11 protein-coding genes and 2 tRNA genes are annotated in these 12,780 nt (G+C 60.0%); 12 read left to right on the forward strand and 1 reads right to left on the reverse strand.

The features are described from left to right. Positions 1-97: 97 nt before the first annotated feature. Both ACR6A7_RS12025 and ACR6A7_RS12030 read left to right on the forward strand, forming a co-directional pair. Positions 98-173 (forward strand) — tRNA-Gly (locus ACR6A7_RS12025). Positions 174-199: 26 nt separating this feature from the next. After that, positions 200-275: transfer RNA gene (locus ACR6A7_RS12030), tRNA-Gly, on the forward strand. A gap of 348 nt (positions 276-623) precedes the next feature. Here the strand turns inward: ACR6A7_RS12030 and queG are convergent. Further along, positions 624-1,763, reverse strand: a complete 1,140-nt coding sequence (gene queG / locus ACR6A7_RS12035) for a tRNA epoxyqueuosine(34) reductase QueG (protein ID WP_434125077.1) — start codon at positions 1,761-1,763, stop codon at positions 624-626. Between queG and nnr the strand changes: the two genes are divergently transcribed. From nnr to ACR6A7_RS12085, 10 genes are all read left to right on the forward strand, one after another. After that, positions 1,762-3,276 carry a bifunctional ADP-dependent NAD(P)H-hydrate dehydratase/NAD(P)H-hydrate epimerase gene (gene nnr, locus ACR6A7_RS12040; RefSeq protein WP_434125078.1) on the forward strand — a complete coding sequence of 505 codons (1,515 nt, stop codon included), beginning with the start codon at positions 1,762-1,764 and terminating at the stop codon, positions 3,274-3,276. The two genes, queG and nnr, sit on opposite strands and share 2 nt — an antisense overlap. A 6-nt stretch (positions 3,277-3,282) precedes the next feature. Continuing rightward, on the forward strand, positions 3,283-3,747 hold the full coding sequence (gene tsaE, locus ACR6A7_RS12045) for a tRNA (adenosine(37)-N6)-threonylcarbamoyltransferase complex ATPase subunit type 1 TsaE (RefSeq protein WP_434125079.1): 465 nt from the start codon (positions 3,283-3,285) through the stop codon (positions 3,745-3,747). Then, complete coding sequence (gene amiB / locus ACR6A7_RS12050; RefSeq protein ID WP_434125080.1) at positions 3,744-5,402, forward strand: N-acetylmuramoyl-L-alanine amidase AmiB; 1,659 nt, start codon at positions 3,744-3,746, stop codon at positions 5,400-5,402. The genes tsaE and amiB overlap by 4 nt, the downstream gene beginning before the upstream one ends. A 48-nt stretch (positions 5,403-5,450) precedes the next feature. After that, positions 5,451-7,322 (forward strand): DNA mismatch repair endonuclease MutL, encoded by a 1,872-nt coding sequence (mutL, locus tag ACR6A7_RS12055; RefSeq protein WP_434125081.1) that lies wholly within the window; start codon positions 5,451-5,453, stop codon positions 7,320-7,322. Further along, positions 7,315-8,265 carry a tRNA (adenosine(37)-N6)-dimethylallyltransferase MiaA gene (miaA, locus tag ACR6A7_RS12060; RefSeq protein ID WP_434125082.1) on the forward strand — a complete coding sequence of 317 codons (951 nt, stop codon included), beginning with the start codon at positions 7,315-7,317 and terminating at the stop codon, positions 8,263-8,265. The genes mutL and miaA overlap by 8 nt, the downstream gene beginning before the upstream one ends. Positions 8,266-8,367: 102 nt before the next feature. After that, on the forward strand, positions 8,368-8,679 hold the full coding sequence (hfq, locus tag ACR6A7_RS12065; protein ID WP_434125083.1) for an RNA chaperone Hfq: 312 nt from the start codon (positions 8,368-8,370) through the stop codon (positions 8,677-8,679). 81 nt (positions 8,680-8,760) lie between these two features. Continuing rightward, a complete protein-coding gene (hflX, locus tag ACR6A7_RS12070) occupies positions 8,761-10,041 on the forward strand; it encodes a ribosome rescue GTPase HflX (RefSeq protein WP_434125084.1) in 1,281 nt (426 codons plus the stop codon). A 230-nt stretch (positions 10,042-10,271) separates the two neighbouring features. Continuing rightward, positions 10,272-11,507, forward strand: coding sequence for an FtsH protease activity modulator HflK (gene hflK / locus ACR6A7_RS12075; protein WP_434125085.1), 1,236 nt, complete (start codon positions 10,272-10,274; stop codon positions 11,505-11,507). A gap of 3 nt (positions 11,508-11,510) precedes the next feature. After that, positions 11,511-12,515 carry a protease modulator HflC gene (gene hflC, locus ACR6A7_RS12080; protein WP_033792335.1) on the forward strand — a complete coding sequence of 335 codons (1,005 nt, stop codon included), beginning with the start codon at positions 11,511-11,513 and terminating at the stop codon, positions 12,513-12,515. A 56-nt stretch (positions 12,516-12,571) separates the two neighbouring features. Next, on the forward strand, positions 12,572-12,772 hold the full coding sequence (locus ACR6A7_RS12085) for a DUF2065 domain-containing protein (protein ID WP_033754850.1): 201 nt from the start codon (positions 12,572-12,574) through the stop codon (positions 12,770-12,772). Positions 12,773-12,780: the final 8 nt, after the last annotated feature.

Below are 12,780 nucleotides of genomic sequence, written 5' to 3' on the forward strand. Positions count from 1 at the left end.
ATAGCTCAGTTGGTAGAGCACGACCTTGCCAAGGTCGGGGTCGCGAGTTCGAGTCTCGTTTCCCGCTCCAAAATTTGATTAGCAGTACCTTTCCTAAGCGGGAATAGCTCAGTTGGTAGAGCACGACCTTGCCAAGGTCGGGGTCGCGAGTTCGAGTCTCGTTTCCCGCTCCAAAATTTGTTTAGCAGTACCTTCCAGTGCGGGAATAGCTCAGTTGGTAGAGCACGACCTTGCCAAGGTCGGGGTCGCGAGTTCGAGTCTCGTTTCCCGCTCCAGATTTTACATCACTAAAAATCATACGCTTAGTTACGCCGTTGGCGATTGCCACGTGGCGCTGCGCTTATCAGGTTATCCACAACGCACGAGCCGTGTTTTGCCGCTGCTCAGGGCGATCTGTAAAACTATTTTAAACAGAGTTATCCACAACTTTCGCTGTGGCTACACAGGCTATGCACATTCTTATTTGTACACATTTCGCGTTTAACTGATTGATTTAGCAGGTGGTGAAAATATTTCATTTTGTTAAAGGCTGCTCTGGCGCGCCCTGTGTCAGTTGAATGACAACAGCTTTTTATTTTTATGCACAGCTTGTGGAAAAATAGCTGGCAATGGCTGCTGGTTAATCATGCGTCACGCGGCAAACCCTTCTCGATAGCGCGTACCAGCCGTTTTTGCTGCGCGGGCTGGACGTCAATCGCCAGCGCCTGACGTTTTTCCTGCTGCTGAAGCAGCGCCCATTCAATATGTTCATCAAGCAGGGCATTTTCGCCCAACCGCTTCTCCAGCACGCCTGCAATCTCAGCGCGCCAGGGCGCATTGCCCAGCGCCACGGCAATATTGCGCAGCCAGCGCAGATGACCAATACGGCGTATCGCCGAGCCTTCCGTTACGCGTAAAAAGGTTTTCTCATCCCACTGGAACAGCGTCATGAGCTCCGGGGCATGCAGCGCGGCGCGCGGCGAGAAATCCGTTTCATCGCTGAGTTGCCCATAGCGATTCCAGGGGCAGATCAGCTGACAGTCGTCGCAGCCGTAAATCCGGTTGCCCATCAGCGGGCGCAGCGTTTCCGGAATGGCGCCCTCAAGCTCAATAGTGAGGTAGGAGATGCAGCGGCGCGCATCCACCACATAGGGTTCGACGATGGCGTTAGTCGGACATATGGTCATGCAGGCGACGCAGCGGCCGCACTGTTCTTCCTGCGGCGCGTCGATCGGCAGCGGCAGATCGATCAGCAGCTCGCCGAGGAAAAACCATGAGCCCGCCTCGCGGTTCAGGATCAGCGAGTGTTTGCCCGTCCAGCCAAGACCTGCCTTGGCCGCCAGCGGTCGTTCCAGCAGCGGCGCCGAGTCGACGAAGGGACGGAAATTGAGCTCGCCGCACTTTTCCTGAATCATTTCTCCGAGCTTTTTCAGGCGATTGCGCAATACTTTGTGGTAATCGCGTCCCAGAGCGTAGCGGCTGACATAGCCGAGCTGCGGGTTTTTCAGCGTACTGGCAAAGGCGGCTTTGGCCGGAAGGTAGTTCATGCGTACGCTGATAACGCGCAGCGTGCCGGGCAGCAGTTCATGCGGACGCGCGCGCATCATGCCGTGGCGCGCCATCCACTCCATTTCGCCGTGATACTGTTTGTCCAGCCACGCCTGCAGACGCGGCTCTTCCGCGCTGAGATCGGTGTCGGTGATGCCGACCTGCTGAAAGCCGAGATCCTTGCCCCACTGTTTAATCTGTTGAGCAAGCTGATGAAGATCGAGAGGGTATGACATGAGTAACCAGGAATCGAAAGCGAACGGCCGCAGTTTACCATATTCCGTCTGGCCTGCGCAGGCTCTGCACCAGCTGGAGCGCGACGGCGCCGACGCGCTGGGCATTACGCTTTATGAGCTGATGCAGCGCGCCGGGCAGGCGGCGTTCGAGCTGGCGCGCGCGCAGTGGCCGCAGGCGCGCAGCTGGCTGATTCTCTGCGGGCATGGCAATAACGGCGGCGACGGCTATGTCACGGCACGGCTGGCGCAGGCGGCGGGCTATGCGGTCACGCTGCTGGCGTGCGACAGCGATAAGCCGCTGCCCGATGAGGCGCAGCGCGCGCGCGAGGCCTGGCTGGACGCGGGCGGCGAGATCCATGCCGCTGACGCTCCCTGGCCGGAGCAGGTCGATCTTATTGTCGACGCGCTGCTGGGCACCGGCATCAATCGTGCGCCAGCAGAACCTTACCTGAGCCTGATTAAACAGGCGAACGCCCATACCGCGCCGGTGCTGGCGATCGATATGCCGTCGGGGCTGTCGGCGGCGACCGGCTGTGCGCCGGGCGAGGCGATCGTTGCGACGCAGACGCTGAGCGTTATTGCGCTGAAGCCCGGCCAGATCACCGGCCAGGCGCGCGACCTTATCGGCGAGCTGCGCTACGCCGATCTCGGCCTGAGCGCTTTTCTCGCCGGTGAAAACGCGCCGATGGCGCGCTACGACGCCACCTCGCTTTCGCACTGGCTGAAGCCGCGCAAGCCTACCTCGCACAAAGGCAACCACGGCCGCCTGTTGGTGGTGGGCGGCGACACCGGCACCGCCGGCGCGATTCGCATGACCGCCGAAGCGGCGCTGCGCGCTGGCTCGGGCCTGGTGCGTGTCCTGACGCATCGCGATAATATTGCGCCGATACTCACGGCGCGTCCGGAGATCATGGTGGATGAGCTGACCGACGCCAGCCTGCAAAGCGGGCTGGCGTGGGCGGACGTGATCGCCATCGGGCCGGGCCTGGGACAGCGGGAGTGGGGACAGAATGCGCTGAAAGCGGTCGCTGCCAGTGAAAAGCCGATGCTTTGGGACGCTGATGCGCTTAACCTGCTGGCAATCAATGCAGAGAAACGTCAGAATCGCATCATTACGCCGCACCCTGGCGAAGCGGCGCGACTGCTGGGCATTAAGACCAGCGAAGTCGAGAGCGATCGCCTGCTCGCCGCGCAGAAACTCGCGGCGCGCTATGGCGGAGTCGCGGTGTTGAAAGGCGCTGGCACCCTTATCGCCAGCGAGGAGGGCGACATGGCCTTCGCTGACGTCGGCAATGCGGGCATGGCCTCCGGCGGCATGGGCGATGTATTAAGTGGTATTATCGCCTCAATGATGGGGCAGCAGCTGGCGCTGTTCGACGCGGCCTGCGCAGGCTGCGTCGCGCACGGCGCGACGGCGGACGTAGTGGCGGCGCGGCGCGGAACGCGCGGCATGTTGGCAACAGATTTATTCGAGCTGCTTTGGCAGTTTGTTAATCCAGAGATGACCCAATAATAAAGCATGAAGACCTGTGTTATTTCCTTGCCCGATGAGGCGGCAACGCTCGATCTGGGCGCTAAGCTGGCCCGCGCCTGTACCGGCGCGGCGGTAATCTATCTCTATGGCGATCTGGGCGCGGGTAAAACGACCTTCAGCCGTGGATTTTTGCAGGCGCTTGGCCATCAGGGCAACGTCAAAAGCCCGACCTATACGCTGGTCGAGCCCTACCAGCTTGACGCGCGCGCGCTCTACCACTTCGATCTCTATCGCCTGGCCGATCCTGAAGAGCTGGAGTTCATGGGGATCCGTGACTACTTCACCGGCGAGGCTATCTGCCTGGTAGAGTGGCCGCAGCAGGGGGCTGGCGTCCTGCCGCCGCCCGATCTGGCACTCACGCTAAGCTACGTCGGTAGCGCGCGCGAGGCGCGCCTTGAGGCGCACTCCGCGCTGGGCGAACGCCTGACAGAGCAGGTGGCGCAGGCATGATCGCACGGATGAAACGCGCACTGCTGCTGATACTCTGTCTGGCGACAGCGCCCGCGCTGGCGGCCAGCCTCTCCGATATCAAAGTTGAAAACGGCGACAGCAAGGCGACGGTAACCCTGAGCTTCGCCGGGCAGCCGGTCTACGGCTTCTTTCCGCTGCGCAACCCGGATCGCGTGGTGCTGGATATTCGTCAGAGCGGCGTGATTCAGGGGCTGCCGCTTAACTTCAGCGGCGAAAATATCGTCAGGCGCATTCGCACCAGCACGCCAAAGGATAAGCAGAGCATTCGCCTGGTGTTCGAGCTGACGCAGGCGGGCAAAACCCGCGCGGTGACCCAGCGCAACGGCAGCAGCTATAACGTGGTGTTCACTATTCAGGGCAAGCAGCCCGCCAGCCGTACCGCGCCAGTTTCAACCGCGACTACGACAACGCCGGGACGGACGGCGCCGAGCCGACCTGCCGCGAACCCGTTCAACGGCAACCAGGTAACGGCGGTCAGCAATAGCAACACCACCACGCGTCCAGGCAATGCGGTGCCCACCAGCAACGACACGGTGATTGTAGCGATCGACGCCGGCCACGGCGGCCAGGATCCTGGCGCCACCGGCCAGCACGGGCTGCATGAAAAGAACGTCACCATCGCCATCGCGCGCAAGCTGAAGGTCCTGCTGAACAACGATCCGATGTTTAAAGGCGTGCTGACGCGCGACGGCGACTACTTTATTTCGGTGATGGGCCGTTCTGAAGTGGCGCGCAAAGAGAACGCCAACCTGTTGGTTTCAATTCACGCCGATTCGGCGCCGAGCCACAGCGCCACCGGGGCGTCGGTATGGGTGCTGTCGAACCGTCGCGCCAACAGCGAAATGGCGAACTGGCTGGAGCAGCGCGAGAAACAGTCCGAGCTGCTGGGCGGGGCAGGCGACCTGCTGGCTAACAGCCAGGCCGATCCCTACCTGAGCCAGGCGGTGCTGGATCTGCAGTTTGGCCATTCGCAGCGCGTCGGTTATGACGTGGCGATGAAGGTGTTGCAGCAGCTGCGCGGCGTTTCGCCGCTGCATAAGCGTTTGCCGGAGCACGCCAGCCTCGGCGTGCTGCGTTCGCCGGATATCCCCTCGCTGTTGGTGGAAACCGGCTTCATCAGTAATGCCTCGGAGGAGCGACTGCTCGGCAGTAGCGCTTACCAGGATAAAATTGCGATGGCGATCTACAAAGGCCTGCGCAATTATTTCCTGGCGCACCCGCTACAATCGCTCCCAAAGGAGGAAAACCGCCCAGTCGGCTCATCGCCGGCGGTGAGCGTCGCCAGTAATCCGGCGACCGGCACCACGCAGTATACCGGCGCGGTGCAGCGTCATACTGTCACCCGCGGCGAAACGCTCTCTGGCATCGCCGCGAAGTATGGCGTCAGCATGGGGACGCTGCGCGAGATGAACCGGCTGAAGCGCGATGTGGTCTGGGTCGGACAGCGCCTGAAAGTGCCAGCCAGCAATACGGTGGCCTCGCGCGGTCCGGCGCGTCATAAAGTGGTGCGGGGCGACTCGCTGACGGCTATCGCCGCGCATTACGGCGTCAGCCCGCAGGCGATCATCCAGGCGAACAATATGAAGTCCTCAAATGTGATGTTGGGGCAAACCCTGAAAATACCCGCCTCCTGACGGCCCGCCCGGCCAGGCGCCGGGCCAGGCTCTACAAGGATAATCACCATGCCCATTCAAATTTTACCGCCGCAGCTGGCTAACCAGATTGCGGCGGGTGAAGTCGTCGAGCGTCCAGCCTCGGTGGTCAAAGAGCTGGTGGAAAACAGCCTTGACGCTGGCGCGACGCGCATCGATATCGACATTGAAAAAGGCGGCGCGAAACTGATCCGTATTCGCGATAACGGCTGCGGCATCAGCAAAGAGGAGCTGGCGATGGCGCTGGCGCGCCACGCCACCAGCAAAATCGCCTCGCTCGACGATCTGGAAGCGATTATGAGCCTGGGCTTTCGCGGCGAAGCGCTGGCCAGCATCAGTTCAGTCTCGCGGCTGACCCTGACTTCGCGCACTGAAGCGCAGAGCGAGGCCTGGCAGGCCTACGCCGAAGGCCGCGAGATGGCGGTGACGGTTAAGCCCGCAGCGCATCCGTGTGGCACCACGCTGGAGGTGCTCGATCTCTTCTACAACACGCCCGCGCGTCGCAAATTTATGCGCACCGAGAAAACTGAGTTTGGCCATATCGACGAGGTGATTCGCCGCATCGCGCTGGCGCGTTTTGACATCTCTATCTCGCTCAGCCATAACGGCAAGCTGATGCGTCAATATCGCGCGGTCAATGATGAGGCGCAGCGCGAACGGCGGCTGGGCGCGATTTGCGGCACGACCTTTATGCAGCATGCGCTACGCATCGACTGGCGACATGACGATCTGCTGCTGCGCGGCTGGGTCGCCGATCCGGCTGGATCGCGGCAGCTGATCGATATTCAGTATTGCTACGTCAACGGCCGCATGATGCGCGACAAGCTGATCAACCATGCGATACGGCAGGCGTTTCAGACGCAGCTGCAGGCCGACCAGCAGCCAGCCTATGTGCTCTACCTGGAAATTGATCCGCATCAGGTGGATGTCAACGTGCATCCCGCCAAGCATGAGGTGCGTTTCCATCAGTCACGGCTGGTGCACGATTTTATCTTTCAGGGCGTGATGAGCGTGCTGCAGGCGAGCAGCGCGCCGACCCTGCCGTTAATGCAGGCGGAAGAGCCAACGCCGCGCTGGCAGCCGGAAAATCGTCAGGCGGCGGGCGGCAACCACTTTTCCCAGCCCGCCGCGCCGCACCGCAGCGACGGGGGCGGCACGGCAGCGGCCTCATCCCCAGCCGCGCAGCCGGGCTGGCAGAATAAAGAGAGTAGCTACAGCAAGCGCGAAGGCGCGGTCTATCAACAACTGCTGAAAACGCCAGCCGCAGCTCCGCGCGTACCGGCTGAACCGGCCACGCCGACGGTCACCCCGCGCGCGCAGCCAGCTGAGACGCCGCTTTCCTCGCATGCGCAAAGCTTTGGCCGCGTGTTAACGGTGGTGCGGGAGCGCTATGCGCTGCTGGAACAGGAGCAGGCGCTGCTGCTGCTATCGCTGTCTGTCGCCGCGCGCTGGGTGCGGCATGCGCAGCTACAGCCGGGCGAGACCGGGCTGAAGTCACAGCCGCTGCTTATTCCGGTACGCATGAAGGTCGCACGGCCGGAGCGTCAGATCGCTGCAGAGAGGCAGAACCTGCTCAATGAGATGGGCATCGATCTGCAGCCGGAAGGCGACCACGTTACCCTGCGCGCGGTGCCTTTACCCCTGCGCACGCAAAATTTACAAATCTTGATTCCAGAGCTGTTAGGCTATCTCGCCCAGCAGCCTGAGAGCGGCGCTTCTCAGCTGGCTCAATGGCTGGCGCGACGTTGCGATACCGACGCGCCTCACTGGAATCACTCGCAGGCGATTACGCTGCTGGCGGAGCTGGAACGGCTCTGTCCGCACCTGCTGAAATCGCCGCCTTCTGGCCTGATTCAGGCCCTGGATATTGAGAGCGCGCTTGCCGCATTAACCCATGAGTGAACAAAACCCGGCTGGCCGACCAAAGGCTATTTTTTTGATGGGGCCGACCGCCTCGGGCAAAACCGCGCTGGCGATAGCGCTAAGAAAGCAGCTGCCGGTGGAACTTATCAGCGTCGACTCTGCCTTAATCTATCGTGGGATGGATATCGGCACGGCCAAGCCCTCGGCAGAAGAACTGGCGCAGGCGCCGCACCGCCTGCTGGATATCCGCGATCCTTCTGAAGCCTATTCCGCCGCCGATTTCCGCCGCGATGCGCTGGCGGCGATGGCGGAAATCGTTCAGAACGGTCGCATTCCGCTGCTGGTCGGCGGAACCATGCTCTATTTCAAGGCGTTACTGGAAGGATTGTCGCCGCTCCCCTCGGCCGATCCTGAAACACGTCAGCGCATTGAACAAATGGCGCACGAAAAAGGGCGGGAGGCGCTGCATCGTCAGCTGTGCGACATCGACCCGGTGGCCGGGAGTCGTATTCATCCGAATGATCCGCAGAGACTTTCGCGAGCACTGGAAGTTTTTTTTATTTCGGGTAAAACTTTAACGGAACTGACTAAAACATCCGGCGAAGCGTTACCCTACGATGTGTATCAGTTCGCCATCGCCCCCGCGACCCGTGAACTGCTGCATCAGCGCATCGAACTACGCTTTCAGCAGATGCTGGCGTCAGGATTTGAAGCGGAGGCTCGGGCCCTGTTTGCACGAGGTGATTTGCATACGGATATGCCTTCCATTCGCTGTGTCGGTTATCGTCAGATGTGGTCGTACCTGGCTGGCGAGATCGATTACGACGAGATGGTTTATCGGGGAATTTGCGCAACCCGGCAGCTCGCTAAACGTCAGATGACCTGGTTACGCGGCTGGGAAAATGTACGCTGGCTTGACAGCGACAGCCCAGAATCCGCGCGTGATGAGGTGCTTCAGGTTCTTAGTGCGAAGCATGGGTGATTGTGTACAATTGGCTGGTTATCGTGCGCAAATTTTTACGCAGTTTTTTCAGAACTTCGGTTCTACAAGTAATAAACAACAAGCATATAAGGAAAAGATAGAATGGCTAAGGGGCAATCATTACAAGACCCGTTTTTGAACGCACTGCGTCGTGAACGTGTTCCGGTTTCGATTTATTTGGTCAACGGTATCAAGCTGCAGGGACAAATTGAGTCTTTCGATCAATTCGTGATTTTGTTGAAGAACACGGTAAGCCAGATGGTTTACAAGCACGCCATTTCTACCGTGGTTCCATCGCGCCCGGTTTCCCATCACAGCAACAACACCGGTGGCGGCAGCAACAACTACCACCACGGCGGTAGCAACGCTTCTGCACCGTCGCAGCCACAACAAGACGGCGATAGCGCGGAATAACGCGCTACCCGGATAAGCCAGGGCGGGAGAACGCAGACCGTTTTCCGTCCTGGTCTCTTATTTTCTAAGCGAGGTTATAGCTTGTTTGACCGTTATGAAGCCGGTGAGCAGGCCGTACTGGTACACATCTGGTTCTCCCAAGACAAAGAGATGGAAGATCTCCAGGAGTTTGAAACCCTGGTCTCTTCTGCGGGCGTAGACGCGCTGCAGGTCATTACCGGCAGTCGTAAAGCGCCACATCCCAAATATTTTGTCGGTGAAGGAAAGGCAGCTGAAATTGCCGATGCGGTAAAATCAAGTGGAGCATCGGTCGTATTATTCGATCATGCGTTAACCCCTGCGCAGGAACGCAACCTGGAGCGCCTGTGCGAATGTCGCGTCATAGACCGTACCGGTCTAATCCTGGATATCTTCGCCCAACGTGCCCGAACGCATGAAGGTAAGCTGCAGGTCGAACTGGCTCAGCTGCGCCATCTTGCTACCCGACTGGTACGCGGCTGGACGCACCTTGAACGTCAGAAAGGCGGCATCGGCCTGCGCGGCCCGGGTGAAACCCAGCTGGAAACCGACCGTCGTTTGCTGCGCAATCGAATCAGTCAGATTTTGTCCCGCCTTGAACGCGTAGAGAAACAGCGCGATCAGGGACGTCAGGCGCGTGCCAAAGCGGACGTGCCAACCGTGTCACTCGTCGGCTATACCAACGCCGGTAAATCCACCCTGTTCAACGCCGTCACCTCCGCTAACGTCTATGCAGCAGATCAGCTGTTTGCGACGCTCGATCCGACGCTGCGCCGTCTCAACGTGGCGGACGTCGGCGACGTGGTGCTGGCGGATACCGTCGGCTTTATTCGTCATTTGCCTCACGATCTGGTGGCCGCGTTTAAAGCGACGCTGCAGGAAACACGACAGGCAACGCTGCTGCTGCACGTGATCGACGCCGCCGACGTGCGCGTCAATGAGAATATCGAAGCGGTCGATGCGGTGCTGGAAGAGATCGACGCGCATGAAATTCCCGCGCTGCTGGTGATGAATAAAATCGATATGCTGGATGGCTTCGTTCCGCGTATCGATCGCGATGAAGAAAATCGGCCGATCCGCGTCTGGCTTTCCGCCCAGAGCGGGGAAGGTTTGCCGCTGCTCTGGCAGGCGCTCTCCGAGCGTCTGGCGGGCGAAATCGCGCAGTACGAACTGCGCCTGCCGCCAGAAGCGGGGCGCCTGCGTAGCCGCTTCTACCAGCTGCAGGCCATTGAAGATGAATGGAATGAAGAGGAAGGCGGCATCGGTCTACGCGTGCGTCTGCCGATGGTTGACTGGCGACGCCTGTGCAAGCAGGAACCGGCGCTGCTTGATTACATAGTTTGACACGTTGCCCAAACGTCCTTACGCAATAGCTGGTATGGTGTAGCAGGCGGCCGCCGTTTTTTCTGGGACTTTTTCTTTGGCTCTTTAGGGCGAATGAAGGCGGCCAGCAGAGCTACAGCCGCGAAAAGCAGGGTTTACCCATAGATTCCAGGTTGTAGCAAGGCAGCCAATACAGCTACAGCCTGAAAGCTGCAGGGTAAACAGCGCACTTACAATAAATGGAGTAGAACATGGCGTGGAATCAGCCCGGTAATAACGGACAGGACCGCGACCCGTGGGGAAGCAGCAATAATAAAGGCGGCAACTCTGGGGGAAACAAAGGCGGTCGTGAACAGGGACCGCCGGATCTGGATGATATCTTCCGTAAGTTGAGCAAAAAGCTCGGCGGACTGGGCGGTGGCAAACAGAGTGACAATGGCCAGCGCAGCGGCGGCGGCGGTGGCAAACTGGTCGGGATCGTCGCTGTCGCGGCGGTGGTAATCTGGGCCGCCAGTGGATTCTACACCATTAAAGAAGCGGAGCGCGGCGTCGTCACGCGCTTCGGCAAGTTCAGTCATCTGGTGGAGCCAGGCCTGAACTGGAAACCTACCTTTATCGACCAGGTGCGCGCGGTAAACGTTGAAGCGGTGCGCGAGCTGGCTGCCTCCGGCGTGATGCTGACCTCGGATGAGAACGTGGTGCGCGTTGAGATGAACGTGCAGTACCGCGTGACCGATCCTGAACGCTATCTGTTCGCCGTCACCAGCGCGGACGACAGTCTACGCCAGGCGACAGACAGCGCACTGCGTGGCGTCATTGGCCGCTCTACGATGGATCGTATTCTGACTGAAGGCCGTACCGTGGTGCGTAGCGATACGCAGCGCGAAATCGACGAAACCATTCGCCCTTACAACATGGGCATTACGCTGCTTGACGTCAACTTCCAGGCGGCGCGTCCACCGGAAGAGGTGAAAGCGGCGTTTGACGACGCCATCGCCGCGCGTGAAAACCGCGAGCAGTACGTGCGCGAGGCGGAAGCCTACGCGAACGAAGTGCAGCCGCGCGCGAATGGTCAGGCGCAGCGTATCCTCGAAGAGGCGCGCGCTTATAAAGAACGTACCGTGCTGGAAGCGCAGGGTGAAGTCGCACGCTTCGCCAAGCTGCTGCCTGAGTACAAGGCGGCGCCGGATATCACCAAAGAGCGTCTCTATATCGAGACCATGGAACGCGTGCTGAGCCATACGCGCAAAGTGCTGGTTAACGAGCGCGGCAATAACCTGATGGTGCTCCCGCTTGACCAGCTGATGCGCGGCGCAACTGGCGCGGCGCAGGGCGGTCACAAAGGCGCGAGTCTGAGCACGCTGCCCGCTTCGCCTGGCAGCACTGCCAGCCGCAGCGACACGTCAGCCTACAATCCAGACAGCATCATGGATCAGCGTCGGGCCAATGCTCTGCGCAACGATACCCAGCGCGAAGGGAGAGAGTAATCGATGCGTAAGCCCATAATTGTAGTCATTATTGTTGTACTGGTGGCGCTCTACGCTTCACTGTTCGTGGTGCAGGAAGGCGAACGCGGCATCGTGCTGCGCTTCGGCAAAGTCCTGCGCGACGATGAAAACAAACCGCAGGTGTTCGCGCCGGGTCTGCATATGAAAGTGCCGTTTATCGAGACGGTTAAAACGCTGGACGCGCGTATTCAGACTATGGACAACCAGGCGGATCGCTTCGTCACCAAAGAGAAGAAAGACCTGATCGTCGACTCTTACATCAAATGGCGCATCAGCGACTTCAGCCGCTACTACCTGGCGACGGGCGGCGGCGACGTTTCGCAGGCAGAAGTGCTGCTGAAGCGCAAATTCAGCGACCGTCTGCGTTCTGAGATGGGCCGTCTTGATGTGAAGGATATCGTGACGGACTCTCGCGGCCGCCTGACCACTGACGTGCGCGACGCGCTGAATACCGGCAGCGCTGGCAGCGATGACGAAGTGCAGACGCCGGCGGCAGATGACGCCATCGCCAGCGCGGCGGCGCGCGTCGAGCGCGAAACCAACAGCAAAGAGCCTGCGATCAACCCGAACAGCATGGCGGCGCTGGGTATTCAGGTCGTCGACGTGCGCATCAAGCAGATCAATCTGCCGACCGAGGTCTCGGACGCGATTTATAATCGTATGCGCGCCGAGCGTGAAGCTGTTGCGCGTAGCCAGCGCTCTCAGGGTCAGGAAGAGGCGGAAAAACTGCGTGCGCAGGCGGACTATCAGGTCACCCGCACGCTGGCGGAAGCGCAGCGTACCGCGCTGATCACGCGCGGTGACGGCGATGCCGAAGCTGCGAAGCTTTTTGCCGATGCATTCAGCCAGGATCCGGACTTCTACGCCTTTATCCGCAGCCTGCGCGCCTATGAAAATAGCTTCAGCGACAATCAGGATGTGATGGTGCTCAGCCCGGACAGCGATTTCTTCCGATATATGAAAGCGCCCTCTAACGCGACGCGATAAGAACTGCTATAACCTACGGGCCGACAATGATGTCGGCCTTTTTTTTGGAAGGGTAAATGAATCAAACCATATGGATGGCGCTGGCGCTGGTACTGGTGCTGGAAGGGCTGGGGCCGATGTTTCTGCCGCGCATCTGGCGTCGTATGATCCTGAGCATGGCGCAGCTGCCCGATCGCCTGCTGCACCGTTTCGGCGGCGGCCTGGTCGTGGCGGGCGTGGTCATTTACTACATGATCGGCGCGCACGGCGGCAGCTGATTTCGCGC

Origin of the sequence: Pantoea phyllosphaerae, from assembly GCF_051025595.1 — a bacterium.
In the GTDB taxonomy this organism is placed as follows: domain Bacteria; phylum Pseudomonadota; class Gammaproteobacteria; order Enterobacterales; family Enterobacteriaceae; genus Pantoea.